Genomic DNA, 21,274 nt, shown 5'->3' with positions numbered 1-21,274 from the left:
CTGCCTGCTAGATGACAAAGGCTTCTGTGATGCTAGTATCTCCTAACGCTACTTTGACACTAAATTGTTCCCCCACTTGTCCTCTGAATTCATACTGCATGAAGGTGTCAGTCCCGCTAGCGATAATTTCTCTGAATACCTCCCCAGATTCTGTTAATACCATCAACTTCAGTTGAGGTGGCAGTGTTATTTGTGGATTTACAGAACAAACTTGCAGATGGATGCTCAATCTTTCTGGGGTTTCTGGCTGGAGGGTGACTATTAAAACAACTGCATTTGTTTCCAACTCGATCCGCTTTGCCCGTCTCACAGTCGATCTGCGTAATGCTAAAAGGGGCGTTTGTGGCGTCAATACCTCCTCCACTGTTTGCCAACCAGACTCGAAGAAATTTTGTAACCAGTTGTTTAGCTGCGATCGCGTCTTGTCGGGTGCATCTGACAGCGCCGATTCGAGTTGATCTAGATACTCCATCAGTGCATCCAAAGATTGCAAGTCAGGGATTTGCAGTTCCTCTGGCGGATTTTCAGTAGCGATCGCGGGGGCAAATCCTATTAGATGTGCTTCCTGCAAGTAGACTGGTTCTGTGGGAGTAGAATGCGATCCAAACTGAACTGCCACATAGCCAACTCGATCTTGCATCACTTCTGGCGGTAGCGTAACTGATGTCTCCCCAGGCAGGACGGGACGGCACTCTAATCTACCTAAGTTAGGCAACACCAGATCCGCTACATCAAACATGGCTCGCATACCAGGATGCCAGCTGTCGCTTGAGGTGAGATTTGGTTCGTATCTCAGCCATTTTAGATAGCGGTGAACTGCCCAGACAGCCAGGGTATTGAGATATACCCGTACCCCTTTTTCAGGAGTCGCTTGCTCTTGTGCAAATTGTCGCGCCAGCTGATGGGCGGTGTCACTCAGGGGAACGTTAAGAGAAACAGGTGCGGTGCTATTCATAAGTCTTCTTCTACATTTGGTTGATAGCCCAAACTTCTAGCGATCGCTTGGAGAAGCGGGACTCCCTTGTTTTTCCAATGCCAGTTCAGGGTGTTGTAATTAATGTTGAGATCCCGTGCTACAAGAGCGAGTTTGTCGGGTGGATACTTTAAGAGCAAGCGCTGGCTGAGGATTTGGCAGTTACACTCTGGATAAGCTTGGGGATGGCAACGCCGAAGTTTGCCTTCCGGATCTCGGTCAATATATTGCTTTAGCTGAACCCCAATTCTTTGATTTTTCCGCTGTTCCTGTTCTCGCCGGGTTTGTGCTTCTATTTCTAAAAGCGTACAGGGAACTGAAGCCGCCAAGCGATCGCCAAAAGTTTCGCTCCCCTCATCCCCCAAGGGCACATCAAGCGAGAGGGGTGGTTTCCTCAGTTGTTCTTGAAATTCCGCTTGAGGATTCTTGGGATTTTTGGCGCGAGTCTGCTGGGAGGAATGCAAGTCGCGCACTTCATATTTCAGGCGTAATTTCAGGTTAATCCAAGCCACCAAACTCTTCTCTAAAGAAGGCTGTCTGGGTTCAAATTCGTGTATTTCATCAGCCAATTTCAGCAATGTATCATCCAAAGCTTCCAAGTAATCCGGGTGAGCGGATCTCGCCAATCCTGGCAATTGCTGAATTTCTATCAACAGCTGATTCATCGCTTTTCGCCAGCTAAGGCTCCCAGATGGATGCTGACGGACTGCTTCAATTAGTTTGCCTAGCCGCTCATCCCGTTCGTTCATAGCAGGGAATTAAGTAAGATTCTCTCCTCTTGCTGTCGGGTCAGCCTATCCAAACCATCTTCGCTCTTCACGGTTTTTGTAAAGTTTTGTAACAAATTTTGGGTATATCCCCACAACTTTGAGGCAGGTGCCTGAGAGATTTGTAGAGCGATACCTGAATTGATAGGAGAAGATGTCATGAATCACTTCGCAATCCTAATGTACTTTTTGCGCGATCGCCAGGAATTTCTGGAAGAGATTAGTAAAGGGATAAGAATTGAAACCAAAATTGTTTCCTTGTTAATTAGTAGTTCAGTCTTTTTTGCACTTTATGGAGCAATCATCGGCTCGTTTAGTGGCGGATTGCAAATGGTTGCTTCAGCCATTAAGCTACCAGCCTTATATTTAATCACTCTAGCTGTTTGTTTACCTAATTTATATTTCTTTGATGTAATTTCAGGCTCTAGGCGCAGCTTTGGACAATACCTGGTTTTACTATTAGCTTCAATGTCAATCATTGGGGTAATGCTTTTCAGTTTTGCACCAATCACCCTGTTTTTTCGTCTTTCCATTAACGATTATCAATTTTTTAAACTCTTGAATGTACTGGTCTTTACCATTACAGGTTTGATTGGGATTAATGTTTTTTATCGAAGCCTGATATATATCAACGAGAAAGATTCTGACAAGCCAAGTAACCGCACGGCGATGATTCGAGGCTGGTTAGTGTTATATGGCTTTGTCGGAAGCCAACTAGGATGGACGCTCAGACCCTTTTTTGGCAATCCTGGTAGCCCCTTCGAGCTATTTCGCCCTCTAGAAAGTAACTTTTACTTTCATCTTTTGAAAATAGTTTCTGACGCACTAGGTCTTCGTTAAGCACGTAACAGGAACCAACTGATATGCAAGCTGACTTAGAAAATTTACAGATGACAAAAGAAGATCTGGAGACTTTGGTTGATTTAGATCCTAGCACTGCTCTAGCCATTGATGCTTATAGAGGGTTTATCCTCAAAAATCCCAAGCAGATGCTATCAGTTCTCCTGACGGAACTATTTATACTCATGCTGGTCTTAATTTTTGTTATGACAGGGAGTCTAATTTTACTTCGCAACGCTGGAAGTTTACCGGGAAATACAGATGGTGTTACCAGATTATTAATCATCATTTCTAGTATTTCTCTGTTGGGTGTCTTGATTTGGAATGCTTATTTTTGGCAACAAGTTAAACAAGTCAAATCTTTAGCTAGGTTAATAGATAAAGTCGATAAATACAATCGGGTAATTCAAGCGATCGCTCTCATCGACGAACTAGAATCAGCAAGCCGCTCACCCTCTCGGTGTAACAGCCTCAGCACTAGAAGAGAAGTCATTCAAGCTTTGAGAATTACCAAAGAAACTTTGAGCGGCGCTTTACAAGCGGAAATGCTCATGAAGAAACATCGTAAATTTCTGAGCAATCATTATGAGTTATTTGCAAATCTTGAAGAAAATCTCACTTCGTTGATGTCATTTAGTCTGAACGATCGCGTAGATGAATATAGTTGTTTGCTCAATGAATCTTTGCAAATTGGGATTAGCGTACATAAGGAATTGAAGAATTAAAGAAACGCCTTAGCAAAGCATAGGCATTAGCGCTTTAGGAGGCTAAAAAAAAGAAAACGAAGAGAGGTTTACGAAATATTCAGAATCGCTGTTGAAGAAATCAGGGCTAATGAGAATTTAATTTCGGGTTGATTGACAACCAAAATTATCAATGGTTTATTCAATCGTTTTCTAAATAATCGAAAATTTGTTTCTAGGTATACATGCATTATGAAGAATCTGCTTCATGCCACATATCACGGCATATTTTGGTTCTGTAATATTACATTTTTGGTGGTTGTCTGCGCTGGGTATTGGCCTGCTTATACAAGTGAAATCGTTAAGGCTGCGTCGAATAGTCCGATCGAAAGAGAATTTTTCATCACCCTTGCAGTTTTGATTGTGATATCGATTATCTGTACGGTGCTGGGACTGCGGCGTTTCCGTAAGCAACCTTTACAGCTGATGCGTTTGTTTTATGGCGTGGAAGCACCCCTGTTTCTCCTGTGCCTACTATTGTTTTTCCTCAGACAGGGACTCCGCCTCCGGCTTGCGGAACTCACCCCCGCTAGCGCTTTGATTTTGGGCACAGTGGGCGTTTGTATGGTTGCTTTTTACCTCGAAGTGCTATACGGCTATGCAGAACGTCATCGAGCGATCGCATGGTTGCAAATGATCGCTCACAGTCTGATGCCGGGGGTTGGTGTGTACCTAGGGTTGCTGCTGCTATTTTATGCCGCACCCGCAGCCGCCTTTCTCGTGTACAACTTCTTCCAATTTCAGTGGATAAGGGACTTTGGGTATATATGGGCTTCCGGAAACTGGTGGATGCCCGTCTCTTTTATGCTCTTTTGCGTAAGCGTTATCCTATCCCTGTTCATGCCTTGGATATTGGCAAGCTACTACATTCAATCTGGGCAGCGAATCTTACGTGCTTTTGCGGCTCAGCATGGGCGAAACCGCACTGTTATTGGTTCGGGGACGGTGGTGACTGCTTGGATGATTCTGTGCCTCTCATTCAATGCCCAGCCTCAGATTCAGGCATTTAAACTGTTAGAGAACCCAGCACCATCAGACAGCGAAAAGGCAGCACTTGTAGCCAAGTCCGACTTGATTCGGGATGGACTCCTGAACGCTTACTTTTCTTCTTATCGGTATCTGGGCACTTCAGAAGAAAATGACCATATCCGCGTTATGTATGAGAGCGTTTTTGGCTTACCAGAGCTGCTTTCCCAGTTCTTCCAAGACAGCTACAATCACTTGATGTCGCCGTTCTTATACAACGGTTCCCTAAGAGATATGGAAAAAGCTGGAAAGCTGTACGCCCAGTTTTTTGACAAGCCAATTCAAAAAGCAGAACGACAAGCAATTCAACACGCTTTGCAATCTAGTGGAAATTTGGACGATGCCAAGGCAGGGTTGCTGAATATTAACCAGGAAAAGGTGTGGTTGCGATCGCAACAAGTCACCGTTAAACCACAGGGCAATTGGGCAGATGTGGAACTCTACGAAGTGTATGCCAACAAAACCACTGATGTTGAGGAAATTTTCTATTCCTTTTCTTTGCCAGAAAGCGCTGCAATTACAGGAGTTTGGCTGGGCGACAGCGAGAACTTAGCCAAGCGCTTCCCCTTTAAGGTTTCGCCACGCGGTGCCGCTCAGAAAGTTTATACTTCACAGGTAAGGCGCTGGCGTCCCGTCGATCCAGCTTTACTTGAGCAAGTTGGGCCACTTCAATATCGCTTGCGAGCCTTTCCCATTCCTCCCCGTTTATCACCGCAGGAACAAGCGGAGTCAGAAGATCGACCAACCGAAATGCATCTGTGGCTGACCTATAAAGTCATGCGACAAGAGAAGGGGTGGGCGTTACCTCAGCTAGGAGAGAAGCGTAACATTTTTTGGAATGAAGACACCCAGCGTATCCGCAATGGAGAAGTTTTAGCACGGGTTGGCGATGAATGGTTGGAACCATTTTTGCCAGCAGATGGGCAATACCAGCCAAGTCTACATCAGGTTAACTTGCCAGATGGCTACCAAATCTCAGCCAAACCCTTAGCTGCAAAAGATTACTTGATGCCCCAAGGGAAGCGGTTTGCAGTCATTGTCGATGCTTCGCGGAGTATGGCAGTACGCACCAAAGAACTGACGGAAACATTGAGCTGGTTGGAACAACACGGCTTTGCTGACAACATCTTCGCGAATAATGATGCCGATTTGTACATCAGTGCGTCTCCTGGTGCAAAACCGCAGCGCATCGATGATATCAGTCGCTTCGATGCCAGGAAGATGACATTCTACGGCAGCATACAACCCAAGGAAATGCTGCGGCAGTTTACCCAAATGCGGGGCGATACGCCTTACGACGGCATCTTATTGGTGACGGATGAAAGCGGTTACGAGTTATCAGACAATCGCAAAGATGTGCCAGTAATGCCTGCACCGTTGTGGGTGGTGCATCTAGGAGCGTTACCACCTGCTTACGACGATGCAACTCTTAAAGCCATTCAAGACAGTGGTGGCGGAGTTTGTACTAAAATTTCCGAAGTTTTGCAGCGACAGGCAACGAAGGCAGCGTTAGGGTCATCTGTCGTCAGCGTAGTGGATGGCTATGCTTGGGTTCTGGAAAAAACCCCAAAAAATACTCAGAGTGCTGATGCAACTCAAAACTCCAACACTCAGGGTTTTGAACCTCTAGCGGCGCGGCAAATGGTTTTGGGGTTAAGCAAACAGCTGAATGGAAAGCAGATTGCTCAACTGGATGCCATTCATGCGATCGCTAAAACTTACAAAATTGTCACGCCTTACTCGTCCATGATTGTACTGGTCAATGACGAGCAACGAGAGGCACTTAGAATTGCGGAAGCTCAGAAAGACCGTTTTAATCGTTCGGTTGAAGATGGAAAAGAGCAACTGAGGCAACAGAACAATCGTTTTAGCGCTAGTGTACCCGAACCCTCTGCGATTATCGGGTTGGTAGCGATCGCCTTGTTCCTGATTCGCACTCGTCAACGCAGCGTCAAACTACAATAGATGCACGTTTCGACTGCGAGAAACAGAAGGCTCAAAGGCTCACTACTATAGCCATTCAAGGGTTGGGTGCGATACATCAGTAAGGGCTTTTTGAATGCCATGCTTCTACAATGACATTCAAAAAGCCGCTACTGAACGTTAGAACCGCAATCTATTCCACCCAACCGAGAAACGCTCTATGCTCTATCGTAATTTCTCAACGCAAGCCGAGCTGGATGCTGAATATAACGTAGAAAAGTCGGTGCCAGACTTCACTGTGTACGCAGATTTCTACGTGAAAACAAGCGCTAGCGTGCGCTCTGCGTTGTCCTGCAAACTCCAGGTTCCTTTTGGCCCCACTCTAGCCGAACATCTGGATATCTTTCCAGCAGCTCAACCGGATGCCCCCATCTTGGTGTTTATTCACGGTGGCTACTGGCGACTGCTCAGCAGCCAGGATTTTAGTTTAGTCGCCAAAGCACCTGTGGAAGCGGGAGTTACAGTAGTTGTCACCAACTATGCTTTGTGTCCTACCGTGACAATGGATGAGATCGTGCGTCAGAGTCGAGCAGCGGTTGCTTGGATTTATCAAAATGCTTCTAGTTTTGGAGGCGATCGCGATCGCATTTACGTCTCTGGTCACTCGGCGGGCGGTCAATTAACAGCAATGCTGATGGCAACTGACTGGGAAGGAACCTACGGTTTACCCGCCGATATCATTAAAGGAGGCTGCGCGATTAGTGGTTTATTTGACCTGATGCCCTTTCCCTACACCTGGCTGCAACCCGCTTTACAATTAACTTGGGGAGAAGTTCTCCGCAACAGCCCCATCCTGCATATTCCCGACAAAGCCGGATCGCTGATTGTCACCTACGGCGGGGATGAATCTAAAGAATTTCAACGCCAGTCCGATGAGTTTCTAGCAGCCTGGAAAGCGAAAGGTTTAAAAGGCGAATATCTATCCCAACCTAGTAAAAACCACTTTACTGCCATTGATGGTTTTCTGGATGTCAATAGCAACCTGTGTACTGCTATCCTCCGACAGATGGGCGTTAAGGCGTAGCGCTAATTAGGGTTGGGTTATGAGCCGATCTCCTCTGCAAACAAAAATGCCCTCTCACCAGAGAGGGCAGCATTGCTTTTATGGATTGAGGAGTTTCATCGATACAAATAAAAGCGTAAGCCGTGGATGTGACGCAGGAGTGGCAATCAGATATCAATGTTGCGATCGCCTTCGAGTCTCGCCGCTGATGCTGTTCTTGTAGCCTGCGAAGGCAGTTTGGTTTGTAGAGACATGGGTTATCACGTTTCGTCTTCTGACGGATTCTCTTATTCAAGCGCGATCACATCCACCCAATCTTGATAATCGGGATCTCGATTTTCTGTAATCGCGATGAGTTTTTCTCGCAGTTTTGTAGTAATCGGTTTGCTCTCTGGTAATTGATAATTTTCAATTTTTTTGACTGGCGCAACCTTGGCAGCAGTCCCACTCAGAAAAACTTCGTCAGCGATAAAAAGCTCTGATTTATCAACGGGTCTTTCTATCGTTTTAATTCCTAGATTTCTGGCAATTGTTAGGACGCTATCTCTGGTAATTCCTTCTAAAATATCCTGTTCAAATCCAGGGGTAATCAGTTGCCCATTTCTCACTAAAAATATATTCATCCCAGAGGCTTCGCAAATTTTTCCCTGCGAATTCATCATAATTGCCTCATCAAAGCCTGACTCTACCGCCTCAGTTTTCGCTAAGGCAGAAGTAATATATGCGGCGCTGATTTTACCTCTCAGAGGCAAGCTGCGATCTTCTTGTCGATACCAGGAACTAATTCGACAGCTGACTCCTTCCGGAGATAAATAATCTGCTAGTTCAATTCCATAAACTAAAAAATCTTTCTCAACATTATGAAGCCTAGGAGCAATTCCTAACCCCGAAGTATATACGAGAGGGCGGATATAAAAAGACTTGCTTGGTTGATTTTTTTTTATAAAATCAACGATAGTTTCTCGAATTTTAGAGGCTGGTATATCGTAGTGTAAATACTTAGCACTATCACTTAACCTTTGGCAATGACGGTCTAATCTAAATAGTAAAATTTGCTTATCATTTTGAGGATCGGGAATCCCTCTTAATCCCCCAATTGCGCCAGTTCCATAGTGCAAAGCTTGGGTAGCAATAGAAACTTTGGCTTTGTTAAAAGGGACAAATTTATTCTGAAAGTAAGCAATGGGTAAAAAATTATTCATAAGCTTAAAGAAGTTTTTCCAGATGTTTTTCGATTTGCCGATTGCGATTCTACACATTCGGCTTCCTGAACTTTCTTTCAAAATTCAAAAGGAATGTGTGTTCCGACTAAATTAGGAAATTCAAGAACGTTAGTGACTATTACTATATAATGATGTCTTGATTTCGAGCTAGTACAGGATTTCGATAGTTTGAATAAAACATTTTAATAGTAGGGTGGGCATTGCTCACCCTACTGTTGGGCTAACCTACTACTTGGCTAACAACTAGCAATCTCGTTACCCGCGATCGCAGGCTGGGGTGATTCTGGCACCAGACGCGCCACAGCTTGCTTGACAAATCCTTGCAAGAAAGCAACTCGTTGATTTTGCTGAAACACTTTTTGCAGGGTTTCGCGCAACTGATCCAGATTCAAGGGACGCCCTTCGGATGTCGTAGCGGCTTCCTGCGCTTGGAAATATTCAATCAAGCTCAAACCCGCTAACCGGGTTAGATAGGCAGCGCTGACCCCCTGAACCGCTCCTCCGGCGACAAATGTGATCGCATTGCTCTTGAGAACCCCACCTACGGTTTGAGTCGTTAGCTCGACTAAACCAAGCTTGAGCATCAAGCTACCCATTGTCCCAGCGATCGCTTGCGCTTGTTGAACAGAGAATTTTTGCTGATATAGATTACCGAGATCCATGACGAGCTGACCGTTAATGGCAGCAGTTGCCAGCAAATCCAAGGCAGGTACAGGGTTCGCAAAGGCGGTGGCGGCAGCAATCCACTGATATTGCTCGATAACGGGAAGGGCGCGATCGCGTCTCACTTCATTTAAGGCAGATTTCGCTTCGGCTTTCAGCGCATAAGCTGCCCTCCAAGCCGTTGTCCAAACCAGCTGTTGACTTTCTTGGGCTAAAATTTGGCTTAACCGACTTGCGATCGCACTCATCTCAGGCGCTGGGGTTTCCATCCACTCCCGCACCGAACCATCCGGTTGATGCTGACGCACTTTGATGGGGGTAGGAGAAGCAGCGATCGCTACAACGTCTTCTCCCTTCAGCGTTCCTTGCATTCGTTGCCGCAATTGCTGTAATACCGTGGCGCGTTCTTCAGGTAAATACCGATCTTGCTTGTTAAGCACTAGCACTGCACGCTGTTTAGATGCCGCTAGTTGCTGTAAGGTTTGATATTCCGGATCGGTCAAATCTCCATTGGTAAGAAATAGCACCAAATCTGACCTCTCCCCGATTCGGGAAGGGGGCGGGGAGGTGGGGTCAATTGCAGTAAATAAAGCGGGTGTCTCCTGCAAGCCGAGTTTTTGCGGCTGTTGAGAAACCCAGTTAGACTCTAAAACTTGAATTAAGGTAGATTTACCGACTGACTTTCCGCCAGTGACAGCCAGATGCATCTCCCGGCGATCGATTTGAGTCGTAATTTTGGCGAGTTGTTCTCTTAGCGGGGCATTTGCCGGATGGTTTTCTGCCTCTGCCTCTAGCTGGCTAATCGTACCTTCGGTTTGAGCGATCGCTTTTTCTACTGTTTCCCTATCCATCTGGCTGACATCTGGCAGATGAAGCTCTTTGGCTGTCTGTTTCTGGAATAACCAGAAACCAGCGCCGAGTGCGATCGCGCCAATTACACTAAACTCACCGACTGTCCCCGCTGAGTCATGAAAACTCTGGAACAGCCAAAGTGAGAATGATAGACCAATTCCCCCGACTAAAATCGGACGCCGCAAATTCACAGCCATAAATATTTAAATGTAACCGAATCGCTGCTAACCAGCCTACAACAAATCCCTGCAACCTTTTGGGATTGCAGGGATTGTTTACTTTTGTATTTGGTGGCGGGAAGTGGATTTGAACCACTGACCTTCGGGTTATGAGCCCGACGAGCTACCAGGCTGCTCTATCCCGCGTCGTTGCCAACTTATTTACTATAACGCAAATTCAAGAATGTGGCAACTACAACATCGAAAGTTCCCCAACGACATCTAGGCGCTTGAATTTGCTCAAGCTCATAAAGGTTTCCGACAAGGTTTCCGCCACCGTAGGACTAATCCAACCCATTTGCTTGAGTAGATGAATGGCAACGGCACACTTTGCCCGTCCTGCTCCATCTGCCACCTTAATTGCTAGTCCCATCCCTTCGCCAACGCGACCGATGCACTGAATCCCTTCAGCACCCCCTTTGCTGATGATTTCACCTTCGGTCAGACGCATGAGTTCTGTATCAAATAAACCTTCTCCTGCCACCATATTGGGGTGATGGGTCATGGCACGGACGATGCGCTCCATATCCAAATTATTCCCAGAGGCAAGCTGACCGTACAACGTACCCATTTGCCCCAGCTGCATGAAGTAAGTCGGAGCGCCACAATCATCGTGGGCACTGATGAACTCTACAGCGGGCATTCGCAGCAATTCGGCAACTTTGCCTAAAATTAGCTGCTGAACGGGGTGGTTGCGCTGCAAATAGGTATTCAGAGGCCAATGCCTTGCTTGGCAAACGGCAAGCATTCCAGCGTGTTTCCCGGAACAGTTATACTCCAGCGGACTCCGTTTACCTTCTGGAATTGGACACTGAAGTGCTGATGGGTCAACATCCGAGCGCCAAAGAACGTTAAAAGCCTGTCGGACTTGGGCAGTCGTACCTTGGTGGGAGCTACAGATAATGGCTAAGTCTCGATCCGTTAGCTTGTAGCGTTCTAGGGTGCCGGTAGTCGTAATTGCCAACGCCTGGAATGGCTTGAGGGCGGAACGAACAAAAGCAGCGGTTTCCGAACTGCCTGCCACGGATAGGACGCGCCCTCGGTTGTCACAGACGACTGCTTGGGCGCGATGCGTTGATTCAATAATGCCTTCTCGCAGCAACCGAACTTCCAGTTCTGCGGATTGATTTCTTTTTCCCCTTGTCATGGGTAAGACTTTATCACTTTTTGTTAGTTGTTCAGTAGCCTGCGATCGCTTGTTCTGAGGTCTTCGGTAGACTGTGCAGCCTTTCCTTACTATCCACTACCTCTCGCTCAATGACCTAATGCCTAATGGCTCATTACAGAAAATACCAAGTTAGACTACCTGCAAAGAAAAATAAGGCAAGCAAGACAAAGGTTCGCTGTAACCGCTGAAGGATTGGTTGAACTTGGTAAGTGACGATCAAGCGATCGCGTGTCAAAATTTCTTCTGGCTTTGTCCAGCACTGACCGTCGTACCAACCGGATTCTTCATAAAACACTTGTTGATTCTCTAGGCGCGATCGCACGTAAGACCAACCCAAGTACAGTCGCACCAGTGCCAACACCACTCCCAAGCTCGCTCCTGCTGCACCCATGAGGATAAACTTGCTCGGATACTTTCCTGGCGCAAAGCTTGCTGCTGCCATTGGACCTGCGACGAACCAGCCGAGACCCCAAATCCAAGCCAGCTTTTTGATGTATCCTCCCAGTTCCAGCGTCACCCAGCGAAAAGACCAAGAATCCTTCAACTCCTGGTACTCATTGAGCGGTTGTTGTTCGGCGGGAACTGGGCAAACTGAAACTGGAGTTTCCATCATGTTTTTACTCTCCCATCGGCTCACGATGCTGAGAAATCGATTTTTTCAGCATGACCCCAGAATGCTTCCAGATTATAGAATTCCCGCTCTGGAGGCAACAAGATGTGAATGATGACATCCCCGTAATCCAACAGTATCCAGCTACCTTCTGCCTTTCCTTCCACGCGCAGAGGCAGGCGTTGCCACTCCGTTTCTACTTTCTGTTCAATTGATTGGGCGATCGCTCTCACCTGGACTCTGGAGAAGCCGGTTGCGATCGCAAAGTAATCCGCCAGATAGGATACCTCTCCTACCTGTAGCAATACGATGTCAGCCGCTTTGCGGTCATCAGCAGCTCTGGCAGCCGTCAAAGCCAGCTCTTTGCTTGCTTTTTGTTTATCTGCATTGACAGCCAGTCGAGCAGAAGCATTCGCGTCGTCTCCGTTGGAGATGAATGCTTCGTTCCCAGTAGAGGAGGACTGTATCTTGAACTGTTCTGACATTAAATCCTGATTTCCTTGTTCAAAAACACCTATAAATTCCTTCAAAGTTGGTTCAACTCACAGCACTGTACTAGAGAGATGCTGAAGTTTCTATTTTAATTTTTGAAGTTTCGAGCCTCAGCTTTTTATGGCTTTTTTTAACTTTTCATTTCATTTATCCTTCATCCTTTCAGCTTCAGGTTGCTGCTTTTTGCTAGCGATTTGAAGTGCCCAATTACGGCTACGGATCGTTCGAGGGTGAATTAAGCAACGAGTTTCGAGGAGATATTTCAGGGAATAATCACAAGTTAGCCAAACAGCTTTGTAGAGATTTTGCCAAGCAACTTGTCTTAAAGCTTCTAACTCAGGAGTGTTACCTCTGCCTGGTTCCAGAGTATCAGCCAAAAACACGATACAACTCAATTCACTCATTCCTGGTCTGCCTAAGGTGTGATCCTGGATTGCCTGCAAAATTTCTTCATCAAGTATTCCAAATTTGTCTCTAGCAACAATTGCACTAACATCTGCGTGCAATAAATGCGGATTTTCTTCATCCACCGGGTCTAATTCCAATCCTTCTTCTCGTGCCATTTGTAACAGCAGCGAAGGCTTAAAGTATTTTGCGAGATCGTGCATCAACCCCGCTGTCCCTGCTTTTTTCTCGTCGAGTTGATAATGCAGCGCTAGCTCAATAGACATCCGCTCGACGCCTAATATATGTTTGATTCGAGCGGCAGGGACACGATCTGCTAACCAGGCTAAGACCTGTTCGCGCATTGGGCGAGGAACTCCATAGGGCTATCGGGACAGAAGCAAAGGGCAAAGCCTAAGGCTTTGGGCGATCGCTAGTTCCCAGGATAATAAACGCTAGGCATCGCGCGATCGCTACTTCAAACCGACAACCATTTTGCTTTCATTCTAGATCAATGAAGCCTAACCTCATCAAACAGCTTCTCATACTGCTCCAAGGCGTGCTTAAAGGAGTAATTTTCGGTAGCATATTGTCTGCCTTGCTGACCCAGTCTTTCCGCTTTGTCAGGGTTTTTATATAAGTCTAAAATTGCTGCTGCCAGAGCCTCAGGATCTTCTGGGGGAACGACGACACCGCCGCCGCTATGCTGCACCGCTTTAGCTGCCGTACCACTAGCAGGAACAGAAGCCAAAATTGCCCGACCGCTGGCTAGCAGCACCTGAATTTTAGAAGGCATATTGAAGGAAATCACGTTTTCCTTTTGCATCACCAACCCTACATCCGCCGCTGCCAGTAGTTCCGGTAATTTTTCGCGGGGTTGAAATGGCAGTAGCAAAACGTTTGGCGCATCCACTTTTTGACAATAAAGCTCCAGGTCTTGTAAGGCTTTATCTTCTCCCACAATCACCACAGCAATGTCGGGAATATGTCGCAGGCAAGTCGCCGCATCGATCAGGGTCTTTAAGGGTTGGGTGCGACCAATGTTACCGGAATACAGAACCACAAATTTGCCGTCGAGTTGGTGAACGGCTCGAAAATAATTATTTTCTTTAGGCAAAGGTTGGATAAAGTTAACATCAACCCAGTTAGGAATCAACCTAATTTTACTTTTTGGGACTCCTTTCCCAACTAAATTATCAACAAATCCATCAGCAATGACGCTAATCTTCGTCGCTGTTCGGTAAGCAAAATTTTCCAGCTTTTCAAAGATGGCAATCATCCGTTTGTTGGTGAGCAACCCCGTATGAACTGCGGCTTCCGGCAAAATATCCTGGAGGTTCAAGACTACCGGACAGCGGTGCAACCATCCCAGGAGCGCGGCTGGAACGGAAACTGGCAGGGGCGGTACGGTTAACAAAATTACATCTGGTCGCCTGCCTTTGAGGGCATGGACTAAGCTGATCAGGACAAAGCTAGCATCCAATAGAATTCGATCTATCAAACCCGGTTTGGGGCGAATCCAGACATAATTGCGCTGAATGGCTACGCCATTTTCGAGTTCTGTTAGGTACAATTTCCCCTTATATTTCTCGTAGATGCGCCGTTGCGGATAGTTTGGCATGGCAGTGACAACTCGCACTTGATGACCTTGTGCTACCAAACCTTCCGCTAGTTCGGTCATCAAGGGGGCAATGCCGATTGGTTCGGGATGGTAGTTGTAGGAGTAAATCAATATCCGCATGATCTAGGTCTTACCAAATATTTAGCACCAAGCTTTTACCTAGTCTAATCGGGGGTTGCGGTATGTTGGTACAATCGCGCATCTTCTTTGAGGAATAATGTGGCTTTTTCTCGGTCTATTTCTCGGTCTATAAGTGCGATCGCGCTTGTAGATGAGATTTCTTCCCAGTTGTCAGAAGCAGCAGCACATCTAGGAGAAAGCGAATACTCTCCAGTTTTAGCGAATTTTTCTTCGCATCAGCAAGCAATTTCGTTCGTCAGGCATCCGCGTGTAATCGAGTTCATCTGTGAATTGTTGCATAAATATCAACCCGCGACCTCCTTCATTCTCCAGGGGGTCAAAATCCTTTTGACCCACCACTTGCAACTTTGATTGCAGCTTGGCTTGCAAGTTAAACGGTTTTCCGTAGTCCCAAATCCGCATTTCCAGATAGCTAATATAGACTTTCACCTCAATCTGTATTGGGGTGGTTGGGGGCAATGAAGAATGAGCGTGGCGAATGACGTTCGTAAACCCTTCAGTCAAGGCTACCTGGGACTGCCACCATAATTCATAGGGCAGTAGCGGTAGAGTAAGTTGCTCAAACCATTGCAAAACTTCTGTTAAAGCATTTAGATCCGTCTCCACCTGAAGGCGGGATTGTGCTATTGGTTGTTCCTTTGTCATTAACAGAAGTAATTGAGGTTTCCTAATAAGCACCACTGTTTTTGCGAAATAAAATTAGGATTGTTTTAACAATTAACTTGAGGTCGTAAATCAGGCTCCAGTTCTCCTGATAGCGCAAATCTAAGCGAATCACATCTTCAAAATTGCGTACTTGCGATCGCCCATTCACCTGCCACTCACCCGTCATTCCTGGTTTCACATCTAAACGCTGCCATTCCGGAACTTCGTATCGTTCTACTTCATCAGGTGTCGGGGGTCTCGTACCGACTAAACTCATCTCCCCTTTCAGGACATTCCAAAACTGCGGCAGTTCATCCAGGCTTGTCTTCCGTAAAATTCGACCCACCCGTGTTACTCGCGGATCGTTTTCATTCTTGAAAAAGGCACCGCTGGCTTGATTCTCGATTTTGTCTTTCAGTGCTTCCGCGTTTACGCACATCGAACGGAATTTCCACACCTGAAACCGTCTTCCCATCCAACCGCAACGGATTTGACTGAAAAAAATCGGGCCTGGATCGTCGAGCTTAATCACAATGACGATGGGAATAAACAAAATTGCCGTAATCCCTAAACCCACCAGCGATCCCACCACATCAATACCACGTTTAATCCACGAGCGGACGGAAGGATGAGTCGTTGGTAGCTGAATTTCTGATTTTTTCCCAGGGGTTGTGGTTGTGCTTTGGCTTGGCGGCTCGATCGTTAAAACTTGATCCAGCCCCGTCATCGATAACACTGCCATCACTTGAGGATGGACACCCCGAAGTACTAATTCGACTTGTTTCTCCCGCGCTAGCTTTACATTACTGACCAGCGCACCAATACCACTGCTATCAATAAATGTGGTCTGACTCAAATCAAAAACTAATTGCTGGGTATCGGCACTCTCTTGTAAGAATTGCTGACAGCTTTTCTTAAAAGCCACGGCCTCAAGAACAGTAAGGCGAGGGGGTAGCTGGACTACAGGAGTGTCGTTGAAGAACGTAATCCGAAAATCTGCATCGGGGATCGGTCCAACCATGTAAACCTAGTGCTAAGGTGCCATCTTATATTTTGAAAAATATTTGAGATTAGTCAATTCAACTTCATTAAAAGTTTTTGTAAAGAATTATTTTATTGTTTTGATATAATTCTACTTAAATCAAATTCATCGAGTGTCCATAGTAGCACTGAAATAGCGAATTGTACCAAGAATTTTTTAAACTGCTTCTAAGGGTACCAAAGAGCAAACAGCTTGGCGGTGGTTAAAAATTGTAGTTATCGTGAGTTATCCTCAGGGATCGACCGGAATCATCAATATTGACAGAATTATCAAGCGGTGAGAAGGCTGACTGGGAAACCCCCTGCTAAGAGCGATCGCCGTTGGCAGTTGTTGGCAGCACGCGCAGAGCCAAGCATCCTTCCCGCGTGGTTAATCTAGGAATTCAAGGCAGATAATGGGATTAGTAGAACCCTTAAAGTAAACCCAGTCCGGAGCGAACCAGTCGCATCTCAAGTCAGAGCAACAATGACCCCTAAAACTGCCGACTATCCCACTGCGCGGCTAATTGAAGTCTTCTCCGCCATTCAAGGGGAAGGACTGAATGTAGGCACCCGCCAAATATTTATCCGCTTTGCCATCTGCGACCTGCGCTGCCATTTTTGCGACAGTGCCCACACCTGGTTAGCTCCAGATAAATGTACTGTGGAGCAAACACCTGGTCAAAGAGACTTTGAAACCCACTCCAATCCAGTGTCTAGCTCGGTGTTACTAGAATGGATTGAACGGCAAAATCAACCCGGTTTGCACGACAGCATCAGCCTCACGGGTGGCGAACCGCTGCTTCATGCTCCCTTCCTAGCTAAATTTCTGCCTGTTTTGCGCCACTCCACAGGGTTGCCACTCTACCTAGAAACTGGCGGTCATCGTCCAGAACAACTAGCCCCGATTTTGCCCTTCCTGGACTCTGTAGGCATGGATATGAAGCTGCCTAGCGTCAGTGGAGAACAAAGGTGGGAAGCGCACAGGGAATTTCTCCAGCTTTGCCATGACTCACGGGTTGATAGTTTTGTCAAATTAATTATTTCTAGCCAAACTGAGCCATCTGAGCTGGAACAGGCATCTGAATTGGTGGCAGCAGTTAGCCCTGCTATCCCGGTGTTTTTACAGCCAGTAACACCCCTACAAATGCCCCATCATCTGCCAGTGTTTGCCCCAACCCCCGCGCAGGTTCTGGAGTGGCAGGCATTAATGAAGCGAAGTCTCAAACAAGTGCGAGTTGTGCCACAGACTCACAAAATGCTGGGTCAACTTTAGAATTGTTGATGGTTCATCAGGAATTCTCAGGAACCACGAATCCTGATTAGTAAATTTGTGTAGTTGAATAAAGAATTGATGAAGAACCGGAATACTTATGTGAAATTACTGTGTGGAAGACCGCTTTAAAGTTATCTTTAACCAGCTTTTAAAGTAACCGTCTGATGCTCGTGATAGTAAAAGTTCTGAGGCTAAGACATTATGAAAGCAAAGCATTGGCTTTGGACGGTTAGTTGCTCGCTGGCACTATCTATGCTCTCTATCACGGCAAATACCACCTCTACTTATGCCGCTTCCCTAGTTAATACTCTGGCGATTCCGGGGGAAAGTACGGATCTATTCCCGACTAATGGCGGCAATGGTGGTGCTAACATCAATCGCTTAGGTTTTTTCTCGGATCTATATTACGATCGCTACGAGAATGTGTACTACGGTTTGGGCGATCGCGGTCCAGGAGGCGGTGTACTTTCCTACGAAACCCGAGTTCAGAAATTTTCGCTGGATGTTGACCCAAACACGGGGACGATTAGCAACTTTAAGCTGCTGAAGACCATTTTATTTACTAAGGACGGTGAGAACCTCAACGGGTTGAACCCCCAGTTACTGAACGGCGATACCGGAATTCTGGGTCTTAGCTTCGATCCAGAAGGCTTTGCAGTTGCACCCAACGGCAACTTCTACGTTTCAGACGAGTATGGCCCCTCTGTTTATGAGTTCACTTCGACTGGTTCGTTCATCCGGGCCTTTGCCACTCCAAGCAACTTACTTCCTCTAGCTGGAAGCGTTCCCAACTATGTCGATGGTCGCCCAATCCTTACTAGCGGTCGCCAGGATAACCGAGGCTTTGAGGGAGTAACTCTTAGCCCAGACGGTAAAAAACTGTATGCGATGCTGCAAGACCCGCTCGTAACTGAGGGAAGTCCCGATGGACGACGCAGCCAGAACTTGAGAATTGTGGAGTTTAATACGGCAACAGGTGATAGCGTTGCCCAATATATTTACCAGCTAGAAAGTCTTGCCGCTATTAACGATCGCATTCCCGGAACTGATGACGATTTTGGGCAGAATTCTCAAGGTCGTAATATTGGCATTAGCGCCATTACCGCCCTTAATAACAATGAGTTCCTAGTACTGGAACGCGATAATCGCGGCGTGGGCGAAGCCGATCCTCTAAGTAAAGCCCCAGTCGCCAGTAAGCGGGTTTACAAAATTGATCTCACAGGTGCCACAGATGTCAGCAACATCAGCTTGATAGGTACAAATACTTTACCATCTGGCGTAATACCTGTTAGCAAGTCTCTGTTTTTAGATGTTGCAGCGCAGCTGAAGGCGAGTGGTCAAGTAATCCCTGAGAAGTTGGAAGGTTTGACAATCGGGCCTAAGCTAACGGATGGTTCCTACGCAATTATCCTTGGCACGGATAACGACTTTAGTGTGACTCAGGGGAATGCTGGTCAGCAGGATGTTTGCACAGATGGTACAGCCTTTACTCTCGTATCTATTGATAGCGGCTGTCCCGCCGGACAAAAATTACTTCCAGGCTACCTCTACTCGTTCAAAGCTAGTGCTACAGAGTTAGAGGGGTTTGTACCTCCGGAAAAAGTGCCAGAACCAGCGGCAACGGCTGGATTAATGCTACTGGGTTTTGGCGGTTTGTTGCTTAAGCGGCGGCAATAAAAAGGCAATGTAAACATTGCCCAAATTCGGGTGTAGCTTTGGTACACCCGAATTTGGGGAAAGACAGGCACTCATGTAAAACAGAAGAATTCCTCAATCTCGTTACTCAGCTTACGCCTGGTAACGAAGATTTGGATGCGATCGCATCGGAAGAGTCTTTATATTGAGTCCTCGCGTGCGCCTTTGACTTTAGCTTTGGCTTTGGCAGCACTACGCTTGAGGGCAGAAAGCCGCGTTTCGTATTTGCTCCGTTGCCTTTTGTTTGGGGTTAGCTCTAGCAAAGCTTTCAAAGCGCTACCCAAACTTTTGTAGGCGTTGGGGAGGGAGTAACCAAAGCGGGTGGCAAGCGCGATCGCTTTCTCATCCGCTTCAATCATCTCTTTTACCTGCTTCTCCCCACTATTTTTTTGATACAATCTCCAGCCTGAAACGCCACACAATGCCAAGGCTAATATCAACAGCAAGCCATCCTGCACCCACAGTTCGCCGACAGCACCGCCTAAACCAATTGCAAGCGCTGCCATTTCCCAGCCATCTCTAGGGATGGTGTCGTTTTGAATTCGGGCGACTTCGTGCCAAAACAGTAAATTCCGCTGATCGAGTGCTAGCTGATCCCATTTCACTAGATCAATTTGAACCTCAATTTGATCCTTGCCAATTTCTTCACAGCGGATCAGGGGTGGATTCACTTCAGTCGTTCCTTCGACTGTTACCCAGCTTTGCAATTCTGGCGGCAGTAAGGTTTTTAACCGCCGGAGTTCGCTCATCTCAGCTCTAGCAGAAGAGGTTGCATAGGATGTCATAGTCGTCCAGCCCCAGGAAATTCGCTTTTCAATCGTAAGGTTATTACTTTGGAGTATAGCGATCTTCGTGCCCGGATTCAGATTCACTCAGATGGGAATAGTCCCCGCTTCTTACGCGCTTCCATCGCTCTCTCCAACATTTGCAGTAATCCAGGAGCTTCTTCTTGAAGGGTAAGCAGTAGCCTTTCTCCCAATTCTCGATCGCCTGGATCTTTGCCGGTTTCCATCACCTCTTTCAGTCGAGGCATCGCTACATTATCAATAATTTGAATTAAACCTGACAAACAACGGTTGAATTGTTTTTCGGTAAGACTTGAATCTTCTAAGGGAAACTCAATGATGGCACGAATTTCGCCATCGTTTGGGTCATATTCCCATTGCAGCATTTTGGTTTCCCAGGAAATGCACAGCATTGTCTGGAGGATCGCTTCTTTGTAAGGATGATCTTTAACTCCAGATATAACTTGGGGCGCAAATACCTTGAAAAATTCCCCATCCTCATCCAGCTGGACAACAATCAAGAATTCGTCTACGTTTTCAGCTTGTACACCCGTCAGAATCCGGTACGCTTCTTCGTCAATATGATATTTCCAACCTTGATTGTCTAGATACGTGGCAATCTGTCGTAAAGTAGCGCCCATGACAGCCTCGCTGCGTCAGATGGAGCAGGAATAACACGACACAGTATAACGTGCTATCTGACAACGGCATAGAGAAAGCCCTCTTTAGTTAGGGCTTGGGGCGATCGCTTGCTTCTAACGCTGTTCCGATCGGGGTTTGGGTTGGAGCTAGGATAGCGATCGCGTCTTTTGTTTCTCAAGCAATTTTGCTCCGAAAAACCCAATGCCAGATGCCTGCGGTACAGTTCAAATTTGCCTAGCGCTGGTAGGAACGACCGCCAAGATAGAGTGCTGCTGCGAGGGCGATTCCAGGTAATGTAATGACTGCTGCCAATGGAGAACGTAACCAACTCGCTTGCTCGTACCGTTCTCGATAATAAGTAGACCTAAGCGAACAGGGTTGAGCGGAACTGACTGAACCCAACAAAATGCTACTAGCGATCGCAGTGCTAGAAGCGATCGTAACCAAAGATAATTTTGTTTTCATACAGTTTTTTCTCCTACCGCGTTTTAGTGCAGGGAACGA

Annotated in this window: 22 protein-coding genes and 1 tRNA gene; 6 read left to right on the top strand and 17 right to left on the bottom strand. The window is 46.6% G+C overall.

Annotation, left to right across the window (positions count from 1 at the left end; genetic code table 11):
* Positions 1-7: 7 nt before the first annotated feature.
* From NDA03_RS12175 to NDA03_RS12165, 3 genes are read right to left on the bottom strand one after another with little or no spacing between them, the layout of a single operon-like run.
* The gene (locus NDA03_RS12175) at positions 8-955 is read right to left on the bottom strand and encodes a DUF1822 family protein (protein ID WP_190412544.1); all 948 of its coding nucleotides are present in this window, start codon (positions 953-955) and stop codon (positions 8-10) included.
* On the bottom strand, positions 952-1,722 hold the full coding sequence (locus NDA03_RS12170; RefSeq protein WP_190412545.1) for a hypothetical protein: 771 nt from the start codon (positions 1,720-1,722) through the stop codon (positions 952-954). Before NDA03_RS12170 ends, NDA03_RS12175 begins: the two co-directional genes overlap by 4 nt.
* The gene (locus tag NDA03_RS12165) at positions 1,719-1,901 is read right to left on the bottom strand and encodes a hypothetical protein (protein ID WP_190412908.1); all 183 of its coding nucleotides are present in this window, start codon (positions 1,899-1,901) and stop codon (positions 1,719-1,721) included. Before NDA03_RS12165 ends, NDA03_RS12170 begins: the two co-directional genes overlap by 4 nt.
* Here NDA03_RS12165 and NDA03_RS12160 point away from each other — a divergent pair.
* From NDA03_RS12160 to NDA03_RS12145, 4 genes are all read left to right on the top strand, one after another.
* A complete protein-coding gene (locus tag NDA03_RS12160; protein ID WP_190437145.1) occupies positions 1,900-2,580 on the top strand; it encodes an actin-binding WH2 domain-containing protein in 681 nt (226 codons plus the stop codon). The two genes, NDA03_RS12165 and NDA03_RS12160, sit on opposite strands and share 2 nt — an antisense overlap.
* Positions 2,581-2,603: 23 nt before the next feature.
* A complete protein-coding gene (locus tag NDA03_RS12155; RefSeq protein WP_348238121.1) occupies positions 2,604-3,305 on the top strand; it encodes a hypothetical protein in 702 nt (233 codons plus the stop codon).
* Positions 3,306-3,515: 210 nt separating this feature from the next.
* Positions 3,516-6,314, top strand: a complete 2,799-nt coding sequence (locus NDA03_RS12150; RefSeq protein WP_348238120.1) for a TIGR02921 family PEP-CTERM protein — start codon at positions 3,516-3,518, stop codon at positions 6,312-6,314.
* A 178-nt stretch (positions 6,315-6,492) separates the two neighbouring features.
* A complete protein-coding gene (locus NDA03_RS12145; RefSeq protein WP_190534619.1) occupies positions 6,493-7,356 on the top strand; it encodes an alpha/beta hydrolase in 864 nt (287 codons plus the stop codon).
* A 266-nt stretch (positions 7,357-7,622) separates the two neighbouring features.
* Here NDA03_RS12145 and NDA03_RS12140 read toward each other — a convergent pair whose 3' ends face one another.
* From NDA03_RS12140 to NDA03_RS12095, 10 genes are all read right to left on the bottom strand, one after another.
* Entirely contained in the window at positions 7,623-8,537 is a 915-nt protein-coding gene (locus NDA03_RS12140) for a branched-chain amino acid transaminase (protein ID WP_348238119.1), read from the bottom strand.
* 257 nt (positions 8,538-8,794) lie between these two features.
* On the bottom strand, positions 8,795-10,270 hold the full coding sequence (locus NDA03_RS12135; protein ID WP_348238118.1) for a DUF697 domain-containing protein: 1,476 nt from the start codon (positions 10,268-10,270) through the stop codon (positions 8,795-8,797).
* A gap of 91 nt (positions 10,271-10,361) precedes the next feature.
* A tRNA-Met gene (locus tag NDA03_RS12130) sits at positions 10,362-10,438 on the bottom strand.
* A 46-nt stretch (positions 10,439-10,484) separates the two neighbouring features.
* The gene (locus NDA03_RS12125) at positions 10,485-11,438 is read right to left on the bottom strand and encodes an asparaginase (RefSeq protein ID WP_190412552.1); all 954 of its coding nucleotides are present in this window, start codon (positions 11,436-11,438) and stop codon (positions 10,485-10,487) included.
* A 133-nt stretch (positions 11,439-11,571) separates the two neighbouring features.
* Complete coding sequence (locus NDA03_RS12120; RefSeq protein ID WP_190412553.1) at positions 11,572-12,072, bottom strand: CGLD27 family protein; 501 nt, start codon at positions 12,070-12,072, stop codon at positions 11,572-11,574.
* A 20-nt stretch (positions 12,073-12,092) separates the two neighbouring features.
* Entirely contained in the window at positions 12,093-12,554 is a 462-nt protein-coding gene (rsfS, locus tag NDA03_RS12115) for a ribosome silencing factor (RefSeq protein ID WP_190412872.1), read from the bottom strand.
* A gap of 150 nt (positions 12,555-12,704) precedes the next feature.
* On the bottom strand, positions 12,705-13,310 hold the full coding sequence (gene yqeK / locus NDA03_RS12110) for a bis(5'-nucleosyl)-tetraphosphatase (symmetrical) YqeK (protein ID WP_190436863.1): 606 nt from the start codon (positions 13,308-13,310) through the stop codon (positions 12,705-12,707).
* A gap of 146 nt (positions 13,311-13,456) precedes the next feature.
* Positions 13,457-14,686: a glycosyltransferase family 4 protein gene (locus NDA03_RS12105; protein ID WP_190436866.1), complete on the bottom strand. Its 1,230-nt coding sequence runs from the start codon at positions 14,684-14,686 to the stop codon at positions 13,457-13,459.
* A 216-nt stretch (positions 14,687-14,902) separates the two neighbouring features.
* Positions 14,903-15,352, bottom strand: a complete 450-nt coding sequence (locus NDA03_RS12100) for an anti-sigma regulatory factor (RefSeq protein ID WP_190412556.1) — start codon at positions 15,350-15,352, stop codon at positions 14,903-14,905.
* A gap of 22 nt (positions 15,353-15,374) precedes the next feature.
* Entirely contained in the window at positions 15,375-16,373 is a 999-nt protein-coding gene (locus tag NDA03_RS12095) for an anti-sigma factor antagonist (protein WP_348238117.1), read from the bottom strand.
* Positions 16,374-16,859: 486 nt separating this feature from the next.
* On the opposite strand from NDA03_RS12095, the gene NDA03_RS12090 reads away from it, so the two are divergent.
* Positions 16,860-17,648 carry a 7-carboxy-7-deazaguanine synthase QueE gene (locus tag NDA03_RS12090; RefSeq protein ID WP_190436871.1) on the top strand — a complete coding sequence of 263 codons (789 nt, stop codon included), beginning with the start codon at positions 16,860-16,862 and terminating at the stop codon, positions 17,646-17,648.
* A gap of 198 nt (positions 17,649-17,846) precedes the next feature.
* The gene (locus tag NDA03_RS12085; RefSeq protein WP_190678808.1) at positions 17,847-19,325 is read left to right on the top strand and encodes an esterase-like activity of phytase family protein; all 1,479 of its coding nucleotides are present in this window, start codon (positions 17,847-17,849) and stop codon (positions 19,323-19,325) included.
* Positions 19,326-19,483: 158 nt separating this feature from the next.
* On the opposite strand, the gene NDA03_RS12080 is transcribed toward NDA03_RS12085, so the two are convergent.
* The 4 genes from NDA03_RS12080 to NDA03_RS12065 all read right to left on the bottom strand — a co-directional run bounded on the left by NDA03_RS12080 (position 19,484) and on the right by NDA03_RS12065 (position 21,235).
* Entirely contained in the window at positions 19,484-20,128 is a 645-nt protein-coding gene (locus NDA03_RS12080) for a DUF3318 domain-containing protein (protein ID WP_190429385.1), read from the bottom strand.
* A gap of 83 nt (positions 20,129-20,211) precedes the next feature.
* On the bottom strand, positions 20,212-20,769 hold the full coding sequence (locus tag NDA03_RS12075; protein ID WP_190412560.1) for a hypothetical protein: 558 nt from the start codon (positions 20,767-20,769) through the stop codon (positions 20,212-20,214).
* 53 nt (positions 20,770-20,822) lie between these two features.
* Positions 20,823-20,948, bottom strand: a complete 126-nt coding sequence (locus tag NDA03_RS12070; RefSeq protein WP_277878948.1) for a hypothetical protein — start codon at positions 20,946-20,948, stop codon at positions 20,823-20,825.
* Between the two features lie 56 nt (positions 20,949-21,004).
* Positions 21,005-21,235: a hypothetical protein gene (locus NDA03_RS12065; protein ID WP_190412561.1), complete on the bottom strand. Its 231-nt coding sequence runs from the start codon at positions 21,233-21,235 to the stop codon at positions 21,005-21,007.
* Positions 21,236-21,274 lie beyond the last annotated feature (39 nt).

Source organism: Trichocoleus sp. Lan, from assembly GCF_039961855.1.
Lineage (GTDB): Bacteria > Cyanobacteriota > Cyanobacteriia > Cyanobacteriales > FACHB-T130 > FACHB-T130.
The sequence above is the reverse complement of the archived record's forward strand: the minus strand, read 5'-3'. Positions and strand labels throughout refer to the sequence as shown.

What these genes read in the sequence shown, in the direction of transcription:
- NDA03_RS12080 (WP_190429385.1), bottom strand. Translation starts at nt 20,128, where the DNA reads ATGACATCCTATGCAACCTCTTCTGCTAGAGCTGAGATGAGCGAACTC.
- NDA03_RS12100 (WP_190412556.1), bottom strand. Translation starts at nt 15,352, where the DNA reads ATGACAAAGGAACAACCAATAGCACAATCCCGCCTTCAGGTGGAGACG.
- NDA03_RS12145 (WP_190534619.1), top strand. Translation starts at nt 6,493, where the DNA reads ATGCTCTATCGTAATTTCTCAACGCAAGCCGAGCTGGATGCTGAATAT.
- NDA03_RS12165 (WP_190412908.1), bottom strand. Translation starts at nt 1,901, where the DNA reads ATGACATCTTCTCCTATCAATTCAGGTATCGCTCTACAAATCTCTCAG.
- NDA03_RS12135 (WP_348238118.1), bottom strand. Translation starts at nt 10,270, where the DNA reads ATGGCTGTGAATTTGCGGCGTCCGATTTTAGTCGGGGGAATTGGTCTA.
- NDA03_RS12065 (WP_190412561.1), bottom strand. Translation starts at nt 21,235, where the DNA reads ATGAAAACAAAATTATCTTTGGTTACGATCGCTTCTAGCACTGCGATC.
- NDA03_RS12125 (WP_190412552.1), bottom strand. Translation starts at nt 11,438, where the DNA reads ATGACAAGGGGAAAAAGAAATCAATCCGCAGAACTGGAAGTTCGGTTG.
- NDA03_RS12140 (WP_348238119.1), bottom strand. Translation starts at nt 8,537, where the DNA reads ATGAATAATTTTTTACCCATTGCTTACTTTCAGAATAAATTTGTCCCT.
- rsfS (WP_190412872.1), bottom strand. Translation starts at nt 12,554, where the DNA reads ATGTCAGAACAGTTCAAGATACAGTCCTCCTCTACTGGGAACGAAGCA.
- NDA03_RS12075 (WP_190412560.1), bottom strand. Translation starts at nt 20,769, where the DNA reads ATGGGCGCTACTTTACGACAGATTGCCACGTATCTAGACAATCAAGGT.
- NDA03_RS12155 (WP_348238121.1), top strand. Translation starts at nt 2,604, where the DNA reads ATGCAAGCTGACTTAGAAAATTTACAGATGACAAAAGAAGATCTGGAG.
- NDA03_RS12095 (WP_348238117.1), bottom strand. Translation starts at nt 16,373, where the DNA reads ATGGTTGGACCGATCCCCGATGCAGATTTTCGGATTACGTTCTTCAAC.
- NDA03_RS12170 (WP_190412545.1), bottom strand. Translation starts at nt 1,722, where the DNA reads ATGAACGAACGGGATGAGCGGCTAGGCAAACTAATTGAAGCAGTCCGT.
- NDA03_RS12150 (WP_348238120.1), top strand. Translation starts at nt 3,516, where the DNA reads ATGAAGAATCTGCTTCATGCCACATATCACGGCATATTTTGGTTCTGT.
- yqeK (WP_190436863.1), bottom strand. Translation starts at nt 13,310, where the DNA reads ATGCGCGAACAGGTCTTAGCCTGGTTAGCAGATCGTGTCCCTGCCGCT.
- NDA03_RS12160 (WP_190437145.1), top strand. Translation starts at nt 1,900, where the DNA reads ATGAATCACTTCGCAATCCTAATGTACTTTTTGCGCGATCGCCAGGAA.
- NDA03_RS12175 (WP_190412544.1), bottom strand. Translation starts at nt 955, where the DNA reads ATGAATAGCACCGCACCTGTTTCTCTTAACGTTCCCCTGAGTGACACC.
- NDA03_RS12090 (WP_190436871.1), top strand. Translation starts at nt 16,860, where the DNA reads ATGACCCCTAAAACTGCCGACTATCCCACTGCGCGGCTAATTGAAGTC.
- NDA03_RS12105 (WP_190436866.1), bottom strand. Translation starts at nt 14,686, where the DNA reads ATGCGGATATTGATTTACTCCTACAACTACCATCCCGAACCAATCGGC.
- NDA03_RS12120 (WP_190412553.1), bottom strand. Translation starts at nt 12,072, where the DNA reads ATGATGGAAACTCCAGTTTCAGTTTGCCCAGTTCCCGCCGAACAACAA.